At 63.5% G+C, this 19,212-nt stretch carries 18 protein-coding genes; 8 read left to right on the top strand and 10 right to left on the bottom strand.

The features are described from left to right. Positions 1 to 13 precede the first annotated feature (13 nt). The 5 genes from C7446_RS10435 to metG form a co-directional block, all read right to left on the bottom strand. Positions 14 to 1,414: an N-acetylmuramoyl-L-alanine amidase gene (locus C7446_RS10435; protein WP_170150057.1), complete on the bottom strand. Its 1,401-nt coding sequence runs from the start codon at positions 1,412 to 1,414 to the stop codon at positions 14 to 16. 164 nt (positions 1,415 to 1,578) lie between these two features. After that, positions 1,579 to 2,223 (bottom strand): endonuclease III, encoded by a 645-nt coding sequence (gene nth / locus C7446_RS10430; protein WP_121173059.1) that lies wholly within the window; start codon positions 2,221 to 2,223, stop codon positions 1,579 to 1,581. A 32-nt stretch (positions 2,224 to 2,255) separates the two neighbouring features. Next, entirely contained in the window at positions 2,256 to 3,320 is a 1,065-nt protein-coding gene (locus C7446_RS10425; protein WP_121173310.1) for an RnfABCDGE type electron transport complex subunit B, read from the bottom strand. 119 nt (positions 3,321 to 3,439) lie between these two features. Then, the gene (locus tag C7446_RS10420) at positions 3,440 to 5,023 is read right to left on the bottom strand and encodes a diguanylate cyclase domain-containing protein (RefSeq protein WP_121173058.1); all 1,584 of its coding nucleotides are present in this window, start codon (positions 5,021 to 5,023) and stop codon (positions 3,440 to 3,442) included. Between the two features lie 151 nt (positions 5,024 to 5,174). Continuing rightward, complete coding sequence (metG, locus tag C7446_RS10415) at positions 5,175 to 7,253, bottom strand: methionine--tRNA ligase (protein ID WP_121173057.1); 2,079 nt, start codon at positions 7,251 to 7,253, stop codon at positions 5,175 to 5,177. A gap of 235 nt (positions 7,254 to 7,488) precedes the next feature. On the opposite strand from metG, the gene C7446_RS10410 reads away from it, so the two are divergent. From C7446_RS10410 to dcd, 4 genes are all read left to right on the top strand, one after another. Continuing rightward, a complete protein-coding gene (locus tag C7446_RS10410; RefSeq protein ID WP_121173056.1) occupies positions 7,489 to 7,950 on the top strand; it encodes a tellurite resistance TerB family protein in 462 nt (153 codons plus the stop codon). 68 nt (positions 7,951 to 8,018) lie between these two features. Further along, entirely contained in the window at positions 8,019 to 8,435 is a 417-nt protein-coding gene (gene arfB / locus C7446_RS10405) for an alternative ribosome rescue aminoacyl-tRNA hydrolase ArfB (RefSeq protein WP_121173055.1), read from the top strand. Between the two features lie 73 nt (positions 8,436 to 8,508). Next, complete coding sequence (apbC, locus tag C7446_RS10400; RefSeq protein ID WP_121173054.1) at positions 8,509 to 9,327, top strand: iron-sulfur cluster carrier protein ApbC; 819 nt, start codon at positions 8,509 to 8,511, stop codon at positions 9,325 to 9,327. A gap of 138 nt (positions 9,328 to 9,465) precedes the next feature. Next, on the top strand, positions 9,466 to 10,032 hold the full coding sequence (gene dcd, locus C7446_RS10395) for a dCTP deaminase (RefSeq protein WP_070977626.1): 567 nt from the start codon (positions 9,466 to 9,468) through the stop codon (positions 10,030 to 10,032). A 77-nt stretch (positions 10,033 to 10,109) separates the two neighbouring features. Here the strand turns inward: dcd and C7446_RS10390 are convergent, their stop codons facing one another. From C7446_RS10390 to purM, 3 genes are all read right to left on the bottom strand, one after another. Beyond that, positions 10,110 to 11,189 (bottom strand): aldo/keto reductase, encoded by a 1,080-nt coding sequence (locus C7446_RS10390; RefSeq protein WP_121173053.1) that lies wholly within the window; start codon positions 11,187 to 11,189, stop codon positions 10,110 to 10,112. Positions 11,190 to 11,360: 171 nt separating this feature from the next. Next, the gene (purN, locus tag C7446_RS10385; RefSeq protein WP_121173052.1) at positions 11,361 to 12,086 is read right to left on the bottom strand and encodes a phosphoribosylglycinamide formyltransferase; all 726 of its coding nucleotides are present in this window, start codon (positions 12,084 to 12,086) and stop codon (positions 11,361 to 11,363) included. Then, a complete protein-coding gene (purM, locus tag C7446_RS10380) occupies positions 12,083 to 13,156 on the bottom strand; it encodes a phosphoribosylformylglycinamidine cyclo-ligase (RefSeq protein WP_121173051.1) in 1,074 nt (357 codons plus the stop codon). Before purM ends, purN begins: the two co-directional genes overlap by 4 nt. A gap of 198 nt (positions 13,157 to 13,354) precedes the next feature. Here purM and C7446_RS10375 point away from each other — a divergent pair, with 198 nt between their 5' ends. Beyond that, complete coding sequence (locus tag C7446_RS10375; RefSeq protein ID WP_121173050.1) at positions 13,355 to 14,422, top strand: AI-2E family transporter; 1,068 nt, start codon at positions 13,355 to 13,357, stop codon at positions 14,420 to 14,422. Next, a complete protein-coding gene (gene hda / locus C7446_RS10370) occupies positions 14,419 to 15,120 on the top strand; it encodes a DnaA regulatory inactivator Hda (protein ID WP_121173049.1) in 702 nt (233 codons plus the stop codon). The genes C7446_RS10375 and hda overlap by 4 nt, the downstream gene beginning before the upstream one ends. 16 nt (positions 15,121 to 15,136) lie before the next feature. Here hda and C7446_RS10365 read toward each other — a convergent pair whose 3' ends face one another. Then, complete coding sequence (locus C7446_RS10365) at positions 15,137 to 15,556, bottom strand: secondary thiamine-phosphate synthase enzyme YjbQ (protein WP_121173048.1); 420 nt, start codon at positions 15,554 to 15,556, stop codon at positions 15,137 to 15,139. Positions 15,557 to 15,782: 226 nt separating this feature from the next. On the opposite strand from C7446_RS10365, the gene C7446_RS10360 reads away from it, so the two are divergent. Next, complete coding sequence (locus C7446_RS10360) at positions 15,783 to 17,162, top strand: class II fumarate hydratase (RefSeq protein WP_121173047.1); 1,380 nt, start codon at positions 15,783 to 15,785, stop codon at positions 17,160 to 17,162. A 110-nt stretch (positions 17,163 to 17,272) separates the two neighbouring features. Here C7446_RS10360 and glpD read toward each other — a convergent pair whose 3' ends face one another. Beyond that, positions 17,273 to 18,802 (bottom strand): glycerol-3-phosphate dehydrogenase, encoded by a 1,530-nt coding sequence (gene glpD / locus C7446_RS10355; RefSeq protein ID WP_121173046.1) that lies wholly within the window; start codon positions 18,800 to 18,802, stop codon positions 17,273 to 17,275. Between the two features lie 28 nt (positions 18,803 to 18,830). Here glpD and C7446_RS16315 point away from each other — a divergent pair, with 28 nt between their 5' ends. Continuing rightward, positions 18,831 to 19,196 (top strand): hypothetical protein, encoded by a 366-nt coding sequence (locus C7446_RS16315; protein WP_147408750.1) that lies wholly within the window; start codon positions 18,831 to 18,833, stop codon positions 19,194 to 19,196. Positions 19,197 to 19,212 lie beyond the last annotated feature (16 nt).

The raw sequence follows: 19,212 nt of genomic DNA, 5'->3' as shown, positions 1-19,212 counted from the left end.
CCGTGACGCCGACTCAGGCGCTGGGTATGGTCAGCGACTCCCCGACATTGAGCACGCTGTCCCTGCTCAGGTGGTTGGCCCGTCGCAGGGCCTGCAGGCTGACATCATGGCGATTGGCAATGCCCGACAGGGTATCGCCGCTCTTGACCCGGTAGTGGCCATCACCGTTCCGGGCGGCAGCTTCGGCAATCGGATCGGGATGCTCCCGGCGCCAGGCGAGCAGCGTGCCCATGGGCGGCGTCTTGCGAAAGTGGGCCTCGATGCCGTTGCTGATGGCATCCGCCAGCTGGTGGCGGAACTGCGTTGACTCGAGGCGGGCCAGCCCGTGCGGGTTGGACAGGAAGTCGGTCTCCACCAGCAGTGATGGAATATCGGGTGAGCGCAGTACGGCAAAGTTGGCCTGCTCGACATCCGACTTGTAGACCGGATTGACCTCGCTGACGGCATCAAGCATGTCCTGTCCGGCCTCCAGTGAATCGTTGACCTTGGCTTCGAGGCTGAGGTCGATCAGGGTACGTCGCATCAGCGCGCTGCGGCCCTCGAGATCAAGCGAGCCACCGTTTCCGAGCATGGAGGCATGGTTCTCCTTGCGGGCCATCCAGCTGGCCATGGTCGAGGTGGCACCATGGCGGGAGAGGGCGAAGACCATGGTGCCGCGCGGCTTCGAGGAATCGACCGTGTTGGCGTGAACGGACACGAAGAAATCGGCGTTGTGCTCGCGCGCCTTGCGTACCCGGCCCCGCAGACTGATGAAGCTGTCGTCACTGCGGGTCAGAAATGCCCGAAAGCCGGGCTGGCTGTTGAGATCGCGGGCGATGAAGCGGGCGATCGGCAGCACGATGTTCTTTTCCCGGGTGCCATCGGCGGCCACCGCCCCGGCATCCTTGCCGCCATGACCCGGGTCGATGGCAATGACGATATCGCGCAGATCATCGGGCGGTGCAGTAGCTGCCGTGGATGATGTGCTGTCGTCCTGCGCGCCCAGTGTCAGGATGACGCGCTGCCCCTCGTGAGCACTTTTCAGTTCGACCTCGTCCCCGGAAAGGGCGCGCTTCATGTCCAGCACCAGACGCAGGTCATCGCCATTGCGGATACCGTGGCGAATATCCCGGATGGCGTCGGATCGGATCGAATCGAGCGATGCCGTGTTACCGGGACGGGTATTCGGCAGATCGATGACGATACGTGCGGGATTGTCGAGCATGAAGGTCTCGGGCTCAACCGGAGTTGACGTATCGATGATCAGCCGATCCTGCCCCTGGCTGGTAGCGAGCCTGGCGCTTTTGAGCTCTCCGGCCCGGGCGGTCAGGGAAAAGAGCAGGCACAGCGACAGGGTCGCCGCAATGGCTGTACGGACGGAACCGACTCGACGCATGGCGCTGCGCCAGTCATGACGGATGCTTGTCTTGAACACGGAATTGCTCTTGTGAAACCGGTCTTTGCTTTCGTGCCGACATGCCGGGTCAGCACGGTATTCGGCAGTTTGAGTTGCAGGTCGTTCCATCGGTTCCTGCCCGGAAACGACAGCTTCCGAAGGTGCGTCGCATCAGGGGTGGGGATCGGTGGCGGGCACCCCGGTCACGCCTGGTCGATTTCGAGCTTGTCAGGGTATTCGCACAGATCCTCGATGATACAGCTGCCGCAGCGGGGCTTGCGCGCCAGACAGGTATAGCGCCCATGCAGGATCAGCCAGTGATGGGCATCCCGCCGAAACTCCTTCGGCACCACTTTCAGCAGCTTCTGCTCGACCTCGTTGACGTTTTTGCCGCTCGCCAGCCGGGTGCGATTGGCGACCCGGAAGATGTGCGTGTCCACGGCGATGGTGGGCTCACCGAAGGCCGTGTTGAGAATCACGTTGGCCGTCTTGCGACCCACGCCGGGCAGCGCCTCGAGCGCCCGGCGATCACGTGGTACTTCGCCGTCATGCTGTGCCACCAGCTGCTCGCACATGGCGATCAGGTGTCTGGCCTTGTTGTTGTAAAGGCCCAGCGTCTTGATGTGCTCTTTCACACCCTCCAGCTCCAGCGCCAGCACGGCCTCGGGGGTATTGGCATCGGCAAACAGCCGCGCCGTGGCCTTGTTGACGCCCACATCCGTGGACTGGGCGGAAAGCGCGACGGCGACCAGCAGTTCGAACGGGGTGGTCCAGTTCAGTTCGGTGGTCGGTTCAGGATTGGCTTCGCGCAGGCGTTCGAAAATGCGGCGGCGCTTGTCGTTGTTCATTGGTGCTCGGTCTGTCTCTGCATGGGAACGGATCAGCTGCCGGAGGGCAGGGCCTGTTCGAGGGAAGCAACTGCCCGCTGATGCATGGCCTCGGCGTCATCGAGCGTGGCCCGGGCTTCCTCACGATCGGCGTCGCTGCCACGCCTTTCGGCATGACTCAGCTGACGACGGGCACGCTGGCGGGCCTGATCGGCTGCGGCCACGGCCATGCGCAGACGGTTGAGCGTTGCGGAATCGGTATCGGGAGCGGCTTCGGCCTCCGGCGGGCGGTCGTGCTCCGGTGCGGTATCGCGCTGTGCATCGATATCCGCCAGCCGCTGGCGGGCGCGCTCCAGCTCGGCCTCGTCCTGGGTGGCATCCTCATTGCGGGCGCGAGTCTGCTCAAGGCGCTGTTCGAGACGGCGCACCGCCGTTCGGGCGGCTGCCCGTGCGGCGCGCGAGCTGCGCTGATCGCGCAGGGGGCGGCCGGACGAGCCGGTCGTGACCGGTCGCGCCTCGCGGCTCTCGGCCGGCTCGGGGGCGGCATCCCGGGTGCCGAGGCGACGTTTCAGGCGCTCCCGTCGGCGCGTCTCGCGCTCGGCCCGACGGTGTTCCAGCCGTTCATTGCGGGCATGAAAGCGTTGCCGCCCGAGCTCGGCGCGGCGCGCCAGCCAGGCCTGCTGTTCCTGCGCGTCTGCGGCCCTTTCCCAGCCGGGATGCGGCACGATATCGATGCAGTCCACCGGGCAGGGTTCGACGCAGAGCTCGCAGCCGGTGCACTCCTGTTCGATGACGGTGTGCATCCGTTTGGCGGCACCGACAATGGCATCCACCGGGCAGGCGCGCAGACACTTCACACAGCCGATGCACTCATCCTCGCGGATGACGGCCAGCTTGGGCTGTTCGGCGCTCTGCTCAAGCGGGATTTCCGGACGATCCAGCAGTTCGGCCAGCGCCCTTACCGTGGACTCACCACCGGGCGGGCAGCGATTGATGGCCTCGCCGGCCGCGATGGCCTCGGCATATGGTCGGCAGCCGGGATGGCCGCACTTGCCACACTGGGTCTGGGGCAGCTGACGATCGATCTCGTCGACGGTGATGATGGCGGATTCGCTCATGGGCATGCGACACAGGGTCAGTGGCGGAACGGTTCCCAGCCTGCATGAAGCGGGAACGGTCAGCGATTATACGTGCAATGCCGGAACGGATCGAATGCCCGATGCAGTACGCCTGGCGGTCAGGCTTCGGGGCCGGTGGCCCTGACCTGCTCGTCGTCACCCATCCGGTTACGACCAGCCAGCTTGGCCCTGTAGAGCATCCTGTCCGCGCGCTGCACGAGTTCCTCGGCAGAGCAGGGGTGGCAGGGGTCGAATACTGCAATGCCCGAGCTGATGGTGACATGATCGGCCGTCGGGGAGTATTCGTGGCCCAGGGCCAGGTTGTCGATGGCCGCCCTGAGCCGTTCGGCATGCATCCGGATTCGTTTCGGGGCGCAGTTGGTCAGCAGTACGGTAAACTCTTCGCCGCCACTGCGGGCAATGATGCCTTCGTTGCCGAGACAGTGCTTCATGGTTCGGGCCACCTGCTGCAGGCAGTAGTCGCCCGCTGGATGCCCGTAATGATCGTTATAGGCCTTGAAATGGTCGATATCGAGGGTGATCACGCCCAGCGAGACATGATCCCGCTGGGCCCGGGTGATGAGATGATGAAGCTGCTCATCCAGGTAGCGCCGGTTATATGGCCCGGTCAGATGGTCATGCCGGGAAAGCCGTTTCAGTGATTCGGTCTGCGCCTGCTGCTGGCGCAACAGCTGCTGGAACTGCCGTGCTAGGCTGCCGATTTCATCACGCCGGGCGATCAGTGAGACCGGCAGCTCAACCGGCCCCGTCTGCTGACACTGCTCACGGGTGAACAGGGCCAGCCGTCGGGTGGGTGAAAGAACAATCCGCTCGAGCAGCAGCAGTACCACGGTGAGTACAACCACCAGCAGGGCGGCCGTCCAGAACATGGCGAAATGGAAGGTCTGCCAGTTGGCCGCAAAATCTCGGCGAGGCAGCATGGCGCGAAGCTCGAGCAGGGTGTTGTCGGGAACGGCTGTTAGCTGTCGACTGATCATCAGCCGGTCACGATCCACGCGCATCAGTGCCGGCAGCTGCAGATTCGGCGCCGGATGCAGTCGGGGCTCTACCGCGATGTCGATGCCGGTCTGGGCCCGGACCGATGCAAGCCAGTCGGCATCCATGTCGCGCACGATGGTCAGCCAGCCCACCGTCGGGCCGGCCTGGGGATCGGTCGGCAGGATCGAGCTGGTGGCCGCCATCATGGGGGAGGGTGTGCTCAGCAGCCACCGATCGAGCCCCTCGTGCTGCCCGCGGACATGCGCCTGTATGACGCTGACGGTCGCGGCAGTCCAGCCACAGTCACCTGCCGGTGTACTGCAGGTGCTGTATTGATTCGTCTGCGGATTATGGCCGGCTATCCAGACCGGATTCCCCTGCAGATCGAGATACACCATCATCAGGTGACGGGTGTCCTCGAACATCTCCTGGCTGAAGTTTTCGACGGTGTAATCCGGTCGCCGCCCCAGCATGAAGTCGTAACTGGCATCCCAGTTGGCCCAGTCCCGGGTGACCCCACCGAGGCTGTCGAGATGACCCTGAAGGGTACTCTGAACCCGGTCGAGCTCCTGATTGGCATAGACATTTTCTTGGCTGATCAGATTGGGATAGATCAGCAGCCGGGCAATCAGCAGCAGCGCCAGTAGTGCCAGCACGGCCACCAGGCTGATCGATACCAGAAAGCGAACGCGCAGTGAGTGCATGCCGATATGCTCCTGAACCCGGACACTATTGCTCAACACCACCGGGGTGTTCGGATGCAGTGTTATCGGCAGGCAGGGAGCTGAATTCAGCAGCAGCAAGGGCCGGTGTCAGGGGCGCCGGTGCTGCCCGGCGCCCCTGTCGGGGGATGGTTCAGGTAACCCGCATGCCGGGGGTGGCACCGGCATCCGGGGTCAGCAGGTAGATGCCGTCATCGTCTCCGGCCGCCAGCACCATGCCCTCGGAGGTACCAAAGCGCATCTTGCGCGGCGCCAGGTTGGCAATCATCACCGTCAGCCGCTCTTCCAGTGCCTCGGGCGCGTACTGGCTGCGAATGCCGGAAAAGACGGTGCGCGTCTCGTTGCCGAGATCCAGCGTCAGTCTGAGCAGCTTGTCGGCGCCCTCGACATATTCCGCCCGGGCGATACGGGCGATGCGCAGATCGAGTATGCTGAAATCCTCGAACCCGATCTCGGGGGCGAGAGGGGGCACCGGGGTATCGGTCGAATCCCCGGCACTCTCTTCGGCCGGCTCCCCGGTTGTCTGATCGTTCCCATCCCTGAGCTTCTGTTCGGCCACCAGGTCCTCCTTCGAGGCGGCCATCATCTGCTCGATCCGCTCGGAGTCGATCCGGGTCATCAGCGGCTTGAACTTCTCGATCGGGTGATCGAGCAGCAGGGCGCGCCGACTCTCCCAGTCGAGGGTGTCAACGTTCAGGAACTGCCGGGCGGCCTCGGCCATCTGCGGCAGGATGGGGGCCAGATAGACCATCAGCTGGCGGAACATGTTGATGCCCACCGAGCAGATCTCCAGCACCTCCCGGTCGCGGCCTTCCTGTTTGGCCAGTACCCAGGGCTCGGCTTCGGCGATGTAGGTGTTGGCTTCATCGGCCAGCGCCATGATGCGCCGTACGGCGTGATTGAACTCGCGCGCCTCGAAATCCCCGGCGATGATCTCGCCCTCGTCGATGAAGCGCTGCAATCGCTCGGGCTGGGCGCACTGCGTCGAGAGGGTGCCGCCCTGTTTCTTCACGAACCCGGCGCAGCGGCTGGCGATGTTGACCACCTTGCCGACCAGATCGGCATTCACCCGGTTGGTGAAGTCCTCGAGATTGAGGTCCAGGTCGTCCACGCCCGGCGTCAGCTTGGCGGCAAAGTAGTAGCGCAGATACTCCGGGTTGAGATATTCGGCGAAGGTCTCGGCCTTGATGAAGGTGCCGCGGGATTTCGACATCTTGGCGCCGTTGACCGTCACGAAGCCGTGGCAGTTGATGCCGCTGGGGGTGCGCAGGCCTGCTCCCTCGAGCATGGCCGGCCAGAACAGGGCGTGGAAGTAGACGATATCCTTGCCGATGAAGTGATAGACCTCGGCGTCGCTGTCCTGCCGCCAGTATTCGTCGAAGCTGATGCCTTCACGATCACAGAGGTTCTGGAAGCTGGCCAGATAGCCGATCGGCGCATCCAGCCAGACATAGAAGTACTTGCCCGGCGCATCGGGGATCTCGAAGCCGAAGTAGGGCGCATCGCGGGAGATGTCCCACTCGTTCAGGCCGGCCTCGAACCACTCCTGCAGCTTGTTGGCTATCTGCGGCTGGACATGATCATCCCGAATCCACTGCTTGAGGAAATCGGCAAAGGCCGGCAGCCGGAAGAAGTAGTGAGTGGAGCTGCGCACCTCCGGGGTGGCGCCGGAGATCGCCGAAACCGGCCTGATCAGTTCCGCCGGCGTATAGGTGGCACCGCACGCTTCGCAGTTGTCACCGTACTGATCCTCGGTACCACACTTCGGACAGGTGCCCTTGACGAAGCGATCGGCAAGAAACATGCCCCTGGCCGGATCGTACATCTGCTCGATATCGCGGGTGGCAATGTGACCGGCTTCACGCAGTGCCTTGTAGATGCGCTCGCTGTGCTCGCGATTCTCCGGCGAGTGGGTGGAATAGTAGTTATCGAAGCCGATGCCGAACCGGGCAAAATCCGTCTGGTGTTCCTGTGATACGCGCTCGATCAGCTGCTCCGGGGTCAGCCCTTCCTGCTCGGCACGCAGCATGACCGGGGTACCGTGGGTGTCGTCGGCACACACGTAGTAGCACTCATTGCCACGGCTTTTCTGGAAGCGCACCCAGATGTCGGTCTGGATATACTCCAGCAGATGGCCCAGATGGATCGAGCCGTTGGCATAGGGCAGGGCACTGGTGACCAGGATCTTGCGCTTGGCGTTGGTAGTGGGCATGGCGGCTCGGTTACTGAATCGAAAACGAATGAACGGGTGTCATCGGGTGAAGGGCCCGATTGTAGCCCGCATGGCGCATGGCTGCATCCATGCAGGCGCCCGGGACGGCCAACAAGGATCGACTGCCGGCCGCTGGGGCCGTGGGCGCACGGTCGTGCAGGGAACCCGGCGCCTGAAACGGGTCGAATGATCCTGTAACGTGAGGTGTTTATCCCGCCGGATGCAGGAGAGAGCGATGCTCGATGCCATACAGAACTTCTTCGATCGCATGGTGGCCCGGCCCGATGCTGCCAACGATGCCGAACTGACCCTGGAGCTGGCCACGGCCGCCCTGATGTGCGAGATCATCCGGGCTGATGGCAAGGTGGATGACGAAGAGCGCATGGCGCTGACACGGATGCTGCAGCGGCGCTTTTCGCTCGATGAGCAGGCAGTCGATGAGCTGGTACGGCTGGCCCTGCAGGAAGCCGAAGAGAGCGTTGACCACTACCAGTTCGTACGGCTGATCAACGACCGCTACGACTATCAGCGCAAGACCGCGCTGGTGCAGCGCATGTGGCAGCTGGCCTACGCCGATGGCGAACTGGATCCGCAGGAAGAGGCGCGGGTACGCAAGCTGGCGGAGCTTTTGCATGTCGAGCACCACGATTTCATCAACGCCAAGCTGCGCGCCTGGCAGGTGCTGGGACTCGACTGAGTGCCGCTCGACCGTACGGCTGTCATCCGGCGTTGATTGTCAGCGCCGCCATTCAGCAGGAGAGAACGATGTCGCTGCAGGTTTCCCGAAACCTCACCCTCGCTGAGCACGAGATCACCATGCACGCGATGCGGGCCCGGGGTGCAGGGGGGCAGAACGTCAACAAGGTGGCGACGGCCATTCATCTGCGTTTCGACATTCATGCCTCCAGCCTGCCCGAGGGCATCAGGGAGAAACTGCTGGCACTCAATGATGACCGTATCAGCCGCGAAGGTGTGGTGGTCATTCGGGCGCAGCAGTATCGTACCCAGCAGCAGAACCGTGATGACGCGCGCCAGCGGCTGAAACAGCTGATCGCCGGCGTGATGCAGCCCGTCCGGCCGCGCAAGCCGACCCGGCCCAGCCGATCGGCAAAGCGCCGGCGACTCGAGCACAAGAAACAGCGTGGTCAGCGCAAGGCGCTCCGGGGCCGGGTTGATCCCTGACCGGGAACGGCCGCGATCCGTTTGGTGAGAGCCGGTGCCGACGGTTTATACTGATGAAAATGCATTTCGTTCAGTGGAGAGTCCCGTGCTCGAGAGTGTGAAGCATGTGGTGGCCGTCGCTTCCGGGAAGGGAGGCGTCGGCAAGTCGACCGTCACGGTCAATCTGGCGCTGGCCATGGCCGCCGAGGGGCATCGGGTCGGCCTGCTGGATGCCGATATCTATGGTCCCAGCCAGGCGCAGATGCTGGGCATCGCACCGGGTACCCGGCCGAGCATGGTGGACGATCAGACCATGCGCCCGGTCGAGGCGCACGGTCTGAAGGCGATGTCGATGGCGATGCTGGTGGATATCGAAACCGCCATGGTCTGGCGCGGGCCGATGGTCTCCGGTGCGTTCCAGCAGCTGCTCACCCAGACCGAGTGGGGCGAGCTGGATTACCTGTTCATCGACATGCCGCCGGGCACCGGTGACATTCAGCTGACACTGTCGCAGAAGGTGCCGGTGACCGGCTCGGTGATCGTGACCACGCCGCAGGACATTGCGCTGCTGGATGCGCGCAAGGGCATCGAGATGTTCCGCAAGGTCAACGTCCCGGTGCTGGGGGTGGTCGAGAACATGAGCCTGCATACCTGCTCGAACTGTGGTCATACCGAGCACATCTTCGGTGAAGGCGGCGGCGAGAAGATCGCGGCCCAGTACGAGACCGAGATGCTGGGTCAGCTGCCGCTGGCGCTGTCGATTCGCGAACAGGTCGATGGCGGGCGGCCGACCGTGGTCGCCGAGCCGGAAGGCGAGGTGGCCATGACCTTCCGTCGGATGGCCTCGCGCATCGATGAACAGCTGACCACGAAGGGCACCCCGGACGGGCCTTCGATCAGCTTCGGCGAGTAGGCGCCGCCGCCGCTGACAGGCTTTGGAAAACGCGCCCCGGGCCGGTATCATACCGGCCCGCCGGCATGTCATGCCCTGTCTGGCAGACGCCATGGCATGCCCCTGTTCATTTCCGCTCGATGTCGAGGGAGCGCACCCGTGAGTATCAAGGCTGACAAATGGATCCGCCGCATGGCGCAGGAGCATGGCATGATCGAACCGTTCGAATTCGATCAGGTCCGTCATGTGGGGGATCAGCGGGTGATCTCCTATGGGACCTCGAGCTACGGCTATGACGTGCGCTGTTCGGATGAATTCAAGGTGTTCACCAACATTCATTCGGCGACCGTTGACCCCAAGCACTTCGATGACAAGAGCTTCGTCGATGTGAAGGGCGAGGCCTGCGTGATTCCGCCGAACTCCTTTGCCCTGGCGCGCACCGTGGAGTACTTCCGCATTCCGCGCAATGTGCTGACCATCTGTCTGGGCAAGTCTACCTATGCGCGCTGCGGCATCATCGTCAATGTCACGCCGCTGGAGCCCGAGTGGGAAGGGCATGTAACGCTGGAGTTTTCCAATACCACCAACCTGCCGGCCCGCATCTACGCCAACGAGGGCGTGGCCCAGATGCTGTTTCTGGAGTCCGACGAGGATTGCGATGTCTCCTACAAGGACCGTGGCGGCAAGTACATGGGCCAGCGCGGGGTGACCCTGCCGCGTACCTGAGCCGGCTGCAGTGTGACCATGACATGTGGTAATGAAAAAGCCCCGGAAGGGGCTTTTTCATGGACAGGTCCGACCGTTCAGCGCTCGTCGTTGCGGTTGGCGATGGTGCTGCGGAAGTTATCGAGAAAGGGTTTCTCGGCCTTGTCGATGCGATCCATGCCGGCGACGATCCGGTGCCAGTAGGGATAGAGCGGCGCCGGGCGGGTGGCGCTTTCGATGCGATCGATTTCCTGCTGGCTCAGGGTCAGTTCGGCGGCTGCCAGATCGTCCTGCAGATGCGCCTCGCTGCGGGCACCGATGATCAGTGACGTCACGCCGGGGCGATCCTTCAGCCAGGCGAGGCAGGTGCGCGGAATCGAGCTGTTGTGCGCTTCGGCAATTTCGGCGAACAGTTCGATGATGTCATAGGCGCGCGCCATGTCATGGACATAGGGTTCCGGCCAGTTGTTGCCCTGACGCGTCCCTTCCGGCGCCTGCTGCCCACGACGCACCTTGCCGTTGAAGAGCCCTTCACCCATCGGTCCCCAGACCAGGGTGGCGATGTTCTGGTCGATGGCCAGTGGCATCAGTTCGTATTCGGCCTCGCGGGATTCCGGGGTGTAGTAGATCTGCTGACTGATCGGTTGCGCGAGGTTGTGCAGTTCGGCCCGCCCGATGGTTTTCATCATCTGCCAGCCGGTGAAGTTGGAGGTGCCGTAGTAGCGGATCTTGCCGCTCTGAATCAGGTGATCCAGGGCATGAAGCATCTCCTCGATGGGGGTGATGCCATCCCAGTTGTGCATCTGATAGAGATCGATGTGATCGGTGCCCAGTCGTCTGAGGCTGGCTTCACAGGCTTCGATCAGATGGTAGCGCGAGAAACCGCTGTGGTTGGGGTTATCCCCCAGGGGGCTGCGCGCCTTGCTGGCCAGAATGATGTCCTGGCGCTTGCTCCCGAGCGCCTTGCCGGTAATCTCTTCGGCCTCGCCCATGGAGTAGAGGTTGGCGGTATCGATCAGGTTGACGCCGGCATCGAGCGCGATGTCGATCTGTCGGCGTGCGCCCTCGACATCGACGCTGGCGGCCTTTTCGAATCCGCCGCTGCCCCCGAAGGGCACCGTGCCCAGTACGATTTCCGATACCAGCAGTCCCGAATTACCCAGCGGACGGTATTGCATATCGACAGCATCCCTGTTGGTCGATGTTCCGAACGAGTTAGACGAAAGTCTAACTGTCATCAGCCTGGCAGAGCTCGGTGGGGGTGCAAGTACCGCGCCGGCAGCGCGTGCACATGAAACGGGCGCTCGCATGGAGCGCCCGGATCGGCAGGGGATACCGCCGGGGGGAGGCTACAGATCTTCCTCGCTGACATCCTCGGCGGCCAGGCGCAGGCCGTGCTCGGGCAGCGGCTGGCCATCGAGTCGCGGGCGATCCCCTGCCAGCTGCAGCCGACCGTCCAGGAACCAGCGGATCACCATGGGGTAAAGGAGGTGTTCCCGGGTCTGAACACGTTCGGCCAGCGTTTCGGCCGTGTCGTCACTCATGACCGGTACGGCTGCCTGGACGACGAGCGGGCCGCCATCGAGCTCTTCGGTCACGAAGTGCACGCTGGCCCCGTGCTCGCCGATCCCGTCATCCAGGGCGCGCTGATGGGTATGAAGACCGCGATAGGCCGGCAGCAGCGAGGGGTGGATGTTCATCATCCGGCCATGATAGCGCTGCACCAGCGCCGGGGTCAGAATGCGCATGAAGCCGGCAAGCACGATTAGATCCGGCGCGTGACGGTCGATGACCTTGATCAGGGCGCCATCATAGCGCTCGCGCGAATCGTACTCGTGATGCGGGAGCACCACGGCGGGGATTTCGGCTTCCCGGGCGCGCACCAGACCATAGGCATCGCCGCGGTTGGAAATCACTGCCGCGATTTCACCCCCGAGCTCCTCGGTCTGCTGGGCATCGATCAGTGCCTGCAGGTTGCTGCCGTTACCGGAGATCAGTACCACGATGCGTCGTGGTTCGGCCTGCTCGGCGGCATATTCCGGAGTATGGTCGCCGTTTTCGGAAGTCTCGCTCATGCCGGCAGATTCTCCAGCTGTACCTGTTCGGATTGATCACCGCGTGGACGCACCTGACCCAGTCGATGCACCGTTTCGCCCTGTTCGGCGAGATGCGCTGCCGCACGCTCGGCCTCGGCCGCAGGAACGACCACGATCATGCCGATACCGCAGTTGAAGACACGGTGCATCTCGTGTTCCTCGACATTGCCTTCGCGCTGCAGCCAGTCGAAGACCGCCGGCCGCTGCCAGCCCCGGATATCGAGATGAACACAGGCGTGTTCGGGCAGCACGCGGGGGATGTTCTCCAGCAGCCCGCCACCGGTGATGTGGGAGAGCGCATGCACCGGGATGTCGCTGTCATGCAGCAGCGAGAGCAGGGCGCGCACATAGATGCGGGTGGGTGCCATCAGCGCGTCGCCCAGTGTCGAGCCGCTGCCGTCATCAAGCGGGGCAGCAAGATCAGCCTGACTGCGTTCGATGATGCGACGGATCAGCGAGTAGCCGTTGGAGTGCGGCCCGCTGGATGCCAGTCCCAGCACCACGTCGCCCTCTGCGACCCGGCTGCCATCGAGAATGTCGCTCTTCTCCACCACACCCACGCAGAAACCGGCCAGATCATAATCCGACCCTTCGTACATGCCGGGCATTTCGGCGGTTTCACCACCCACCAGGGCGCAGCCGGCCTGCTCGCAGCCGGTGCCGATGCCGGTCACGACACTGGCGGCGATCTCGACATCGAGCTGGCCGGTCGCATAATAGTCCAGGAACATCAGCGGTTCGGCACCACAGACGATCAGATCGTTGACGCACATCGCCACCAGGTCGATGCCGATGGTGTCATGACGGCCGAGATCCATGGCCAGGCGCAGCTTGGTACCGACACCATCGGTGCCGGAGACCAGTACCGGCTCGCGGTAACCGGCCGGCAGCTGACAGAGTGCGCCGAAACCGCCCAGCCCCCCCATCACTTCCGGTCGGGCGGTCCGTCGGGCAACCCCCTTGATGCGATCGACGAGGGCATTGCCGGCATCGATATCGACACCGGCGTCCTTGTAGGACAGCGATTCACGGGATGGGGAAGCGGTCATGTCGGGCTCCTGTGACGGGCGCTCGGCCGGGGGTCGGGGTCTCTGGAGAGGGCGCGATTGTAACATCGCCCCCTGGGGTTTTCACTGGCATCATCCCGGTGTCGAGGGCGGATGCGGCCTGTCCCGGCCTCGGGTCAAAAGCGCCGGATCATGGCCGGTGCAGCGTTGTTTTTTCGGATAGCAGAAACAGGAGAGGCCATGCCTCGGCAATGGTGGGCAATACTGATCGGTGCAGCGCTGCTCTGGCTGCTGAGCGCCCTGCAACCGATCCTGATGCCGTTCTTTATCAGTCTGGTGCTGGCTTATCTGGGAGATCCGGTAGCCGACTGGCTGCAGAAGCTCGGGTTGTCGCGTCGACTGGCGGTCGGTGTGGTGTTCATCTGTATGCTGATGCTGGTGGTCATGACGGCGCTGGTGGTCGTACCCATGGTATGGCGTCAGATCCTGCAGCTGATCGACATCATCCCGATAGCCGTGAACTGGCTGCAGACGCACGCAATTCCGCGTCTCGAGCAGTGGACCGACTACGATATCGCGACCGATTTCGAACAGCTGCGGGCGGTGATCTTCGGCCACTGGCGTGAGGCCAGTACGGTCGCGGCCCAGGTGCTGGGTCAGCTGTCACGCTCGGGCATGGCGCTGGCGGTGTGGATTGCCAATCTGCTGCTGATTCCGGTGGTGTCGTTTTACATGCTGCTGGACTGGGACCGAATGAAGCGGGCGCTGCGTGAACTGCTGCCGCGCGCCTTCGAACCCACCGTAACCCGACTGGCCCGCGAGTGTGATGAGGTACTGGGGGCCTTTCTGCGCGGACAGCTGATCGTGATGCTGGTCCTCGGTGGGATATACGCCATCGGCCTGTCGCTGCTGGGCGTGCGCTTCGGCTTGCTGATCGGTCTGATGGCCGGGCTGATCAGTATCGTGCCCTATCTGGGAGCGATTACCGGCATTCTGACCGCCGAGCTGGTGACCTTCTTCCAGTTTCAGGCGATGTGGCCGATGATCGGCGTGGCCGGGGTCTTTCTGGTCGGCCATTTGCTGGAAGGCATGCTGCTGCAGCCCCTGCTGCTGGGAGACAAGATCGGCCTGCATCCGGTGGCGGTGATCTTTGCCGTCATGGCCGGTGGTCAGCTGTTCGGATTCGTGGGCATCCTGCTGGCGTTGCCGGTTGCCGCCATCATCATGGTAGTGTTACGACACCTGCTGGCGCGCTATCTGGATAGTGCGCTCTATGACAACCCGAATTCCGACGACGCTTCCCGCTGATGCCAGGTCCCGCTCAATTACCACTCGGCGTGGGGTTGCGAGATGATGCAACCCTGGCCGGTTTCCTTCCCGGCGCCAATCCGGCGCTGGTCGAGCGGTTGCGCCATCAGCTCGAACCCTCGGGCGAACCGTTGCTCTATCTCTGGGGGGCACCGCAGTCGGGGCGCACGCATCTGCTGCAGGCCGCCTGTCATCGCGCCGATGATCTCGGCCGGCGAGCGCTTTATCTGCCACTGGAGGATCTGGGGCACTTTCCGCCGCACATGCTCGAGGATCTGGAAACCCTCGATCTGGTGGCCATTGATGATCTGCAGAGCGTGATGGGCCGCAAGCGCTGGGAAGAGGGGCTGTTTCACTGCTTCAATCGACTGAGGGATCATGATACCCGCCTCATCGTCGCGGCCGACTGTGCCCCGCGCCAGCTGCCCGTGGGCCTGCCCGATCTGGCGTCGCGCCTGGCATGGGGCGAGACCTTTCATCTGCGCCCGCTGGATGATGACGGCCGGCTGGAAGCACTGAAGCTGCGGGCGCGCATTCGCGGCATGGAGCTGCCCGACGAAGTGGCCCGCTATATCCTGCATCGCTCACCCCGCCAGCTCACCAGTCTCTTCGATGCCCTGGCGCGTCTGGACAGCGCCTCGCTATCGGCCCAGCGCAAGCTGACCATCCCCTTCGTCAAGCAGGCGCTGGGCTGGTAGCACGCAAGGCAGCGGGTCATTCGCCCTGCAGGGTCGCCAGTACCCGGCGTGAACCGCCCTGTTCCCGGTGTTCGCCCAGCCAGATACCCTGCCAGGTCCCGGTGGCCAGCCGGCCGCGCTCGACTGCGAGGGTCAGCTGGGTACCCAGCAGGCTGGCCTTGATATGCGCCGGCATGTCGTCCGGTCCTTCCATGGTATGGCGGAAATAGGGCAGATCACCCGGAATGCGGTCACGCAGGAAGGCTTCCATGTCATGACGCACATCGGGGTCGGCATTCTCGTTGAGCGTCAGTGACGCTGACGTGTGCAACAGCTGCAGATGCAGCAGACCGGTAGTGATCTCCTGCATCGGCGCCAGGCCGCTGACGATCTCGTCGGTGATCAGATGGAAGCCGCGCGAGCGGGCCTTGAGGCTCAGTGTTTCGCGATGCCACATGTCAAAGGTTCCTTGTTCGGCCGGGGCTTTCGGTTCGGTCGGCCGGTTGGCATGGATGAAAGTGTTGAGTGCGCAATCCGAAGGTGACAACAATGACGGGCGTTACGCGGCGTGTCATCAGCTACGCTGGAAGCACCCTGAAACGGACACGGTCATCGGGGCACGGTGCGTATCGGAGAAGCAGCTCGACGTACCGGCGTCCTTCATTATCGACAAGGAGCGAGCCATGAGCCAAACCCGCATCGAACGCGACAGCATGGGTGAACTGGAAGTGCCGCAGGATGCGCTCTATGGCGCCCAGACACAGCGGGCCATCGACAACTTTCCGGTCAGTGGACAACCGCTGCCGCCCCAGTTCATCCGCGCGGTGGCGCGGGTCAAGCGAGCAGCGGCCGAGGTCAATCTGGAGCTCGAGCTGCTCGACGAAGCGCGGGCGAAGGCAATCATTGCAGCAGCCGATGCGCTGATTGCCGGGGAGCATGCCGATCAGTTCCCGGTGGATGTCTTCCAGACCGGTTCGGGCACGTCCACCAACATGAATGTCAACGAGGTCATCTCTCATCTGGCTTCCGGAGATGGGCTGGAAGTCGGCCCCAATGACCATGTCAACATGGGGCAGAGCAGTAACGACACCATTCCCACCGCCCTGCACATTGCCTGCAGTCTGGAACTGCACGAGCGGCTGCTGCCCACCCTGCGTCATCTGCAGCAGATGATCGAAGAGAAGGGCAAGGCGCTCGATGATGTGGTCAAGACCGGCCGGACCCATCTGATGGATGCCATGCCGGTGCGCATGAGCCAGGAGCTGGGCGGCTGGGCCGATCAGGTCGGCCAGTCAATCGAGCGGCTGGAGGGCGTGATGTCGCGGCTGGCGCGACTCGCCCAGGGCGGTACGGCCGTGGGCACCGGCATCAACGCGCATCCCGAGTTTGCCGAGCGCTTCGCCCGCAGGCTCTCCGAGCATACCGGGCTGGCATTCCGTCCCAGCGACAGCTTCTTTGCCAGCCTCGGCTCCCAGGATGCCACCGTCGAGCTTTCCGGGCATCTCAAGGCGTATGCCTGCGCGCTGATGAAGATCAGCAACGATCTGCGCTGGATGAACTCGGGACCGCTGGCCGGGCTCGGTGAAATCGAACTCGAGGCGCTCCAGCCGGGCAGTTCGATCATGCCGGGCAAGGTCAATCCGGTCATTCCCGAATCGGCCGCCCAGGTGGCGGCTCAGGTCATCGGCAACGATGCGGCGATTACCGTGGGCGGCCAATCGGGCAACTTCCAGCTCAACGTGATGCTGCCGCTGATGGCGCACAACGTGCTGGGCTCGATCAACCTGCTCGACAACGTCTCGCGTCTGCTGGCGGACAAGGCGATCAATAGCTTCAACGTGCGGCGTGACAGCATCGAGCAGCCGCTGGCGAAGAACCCGGTGCTGGTGACCGCCCTCAATCCGGTGCTCGGCTACAATGCAGCGGCCAGGGTGGCCAAGAAGGCCTATCAGGAGGGTCGGCCGATCATTGATGTGGCCGAGGAGGAAACCGAGCTCTCCCGCGAGGAGCTCGAGCGCCATCTGGATCCCGCGCAGCTGACGCACGGGGGCATCCAGGGCTGAGCCGTCGACGGCTGACGCCCTGCCTGTTTCGACGGTTCCGATGACAGACGCCCCGGCAGTGCCTGCCGGGGCGTACTCGATCAGGGCTTCGAGGAGCTACCGCTTCCGGCTCAGGCCGGTTCGGGATGCTCGACCTGCCGATGCACCTGCTCTTCGACATAGTCGTTCAGCCGCTGACGCTGGGTGCCATCGAGATGCATGTCCATCTTGGTGCGGCGCCAGAGGATGTCCTCCACGCTCATGGCCCACTCGTGAGCAATGAGGTAATCGACCTCGGCGCGGGTCATGCCGCCACCGAAATCCTCGCCCAGCTCTTCGAGCGAGGTAATGCCGCGCAGGAAACGCTCGCACAGGGCGCCGTAGCTGGACGCGAAACGCCGCGCCCGGGCCTCGCCCAGGAAGGGATAATCCTGCTCCAGACGACTGGCGTACTCCAGTCGGCCGGGTATGGCGCCACCCGGCATGGTGGAGTGTGCCGTCCAGGCTTCTCCCATGTTCGGAAACCAGGGCGCCAGCTCGGTCATGGCGGCTTCCGCCAGCTTGCGGAAGGTGGTGATCTTGCCGCCGAAGACCGACAGCATGGGCGCACCCTGGCTGTCGAGATCGAGGGTGTAATCACGGCTCATCGCTGACGGATCATCGGATTCGTCATCACACAGGGGGCGTACCCCGGAGTAGCTGGTCACGATGTCGTCGCGGCTGAGCGGTGTTTCGAAGTGGTCGTTGATCACCTTGAGCAGGTAATCCGTTTCCTCGTCGCTGATGGTGATGCCGGCCGGATCGCCCTCGTAGTTGACATCCGTGGTGCCGATCAGGCTGTACTCGTCCTGCCAGGGCAGCACGAAGACGATACGCTTGTCCTCGTTCTGCAGGATATAGGCCCGCTCATCCCGGTTGATGCGGCGCGTCACGATGTGACTGCCCTTGATCATGTTGATGCCGTAGCGGGAGTTGCGCCGGGTATTGCCCTTGATGAAGGCTTCCACCCACGGGCCGGCGGCATTGACCAGCGCCCGGGCCCGGCGGGTTACCTGACGGCCAGTGACGAGATTCTCGAGCGTGAGCACCCATTCGCCGTTCTCCTCCACGGCCGAAACACAGCGTGTCCGGGTCAGGATTTCAGCGCCCTGCTGGCTGGCCTGCAGGGCATTGAGCACGACCATGCGGGAATCATCGACCCAGCAGTCGGAGTATTCGAAGCCGCGCCTGATATCGCTCTTGAGCGGGCTTTCGCTACCGAAACGCAGGCTGCGTGCCCCGGGGAGCGTGTCCCGGGAGCTGAGATGGTCATACAGGAACAGGCCGGCACGCAGCATCCAGGCCGGACGCAGGTGGGACTGATGGGGCAGGATGAACCGCATCGGCCAGACGATGTGAGGCGCCTTGTTCAGCAGTACCTCGCGCTCGTGCAGGGCCTCGCGTACCAGCCGAAACTCGTAGTGCTCCAGATAGCGCAGGCCGCCGTGAATCAGCTTGCTGGAAGCCGAGGAGGTGGCGCTGGCCAGGTCATCCTGCTCGCACAGTCCGACGCTCAGGCCGCGGCCTGCAGCGTCGTTGGCAATGCCGGTGCCATTGATGCCACCGCCAATGACATACAGATCCAGCGTTGGCGTGGTAGTAGTGGTGTGTTCGGTAGTCATGCGCCCGCCTTGCGCGTGATCGCGCCACGTGAGTCAGGGAAGATTTGAAGCCGAAGCCGGCTTCGTTTCTGTCACCAGACTTTCGCAAATGAAAATGAAATATTCAACTGCGAAAACGGGCGCGCTCGATCGCAGGACGAAGCCGTGGCGCTGCATTCCGGCAAGGGCTGCGGACTTGCGACAGTCACGAGTCGGCCGCCGGCCCCCCGGACGATGGGGCGGGGGTGATGTGCAGGGCAATGCCTTCCTCCCGCATCAGGCGGCGAATGGCAGCGGGAGGATCGCGGTCGGTAAACAGGGCATTCACCTGGTTAAGGAAACGCTGCATAAATCCCGCCGCAGCTGCCTGATCGCCATCGGCGGGGTAGAATCTGGCTACCCTGTCACCACCTGACCGAGCTACCCGATGA

The sequence above is a fragment of the Kushneria sinocarnis genome (genome assembly GCF_003633775.1).
GTDB classification, from domain to species: domain Bacteria; phylum Pseudomonadota; class Gammaproteobacteria; order Pseudomonadales; family Halomonadaceae; genus Kushneria; species Kushneria sinocarnis.
This window is presented reverse-complemented; position numbering and strand designations above follow the sequence as displayed.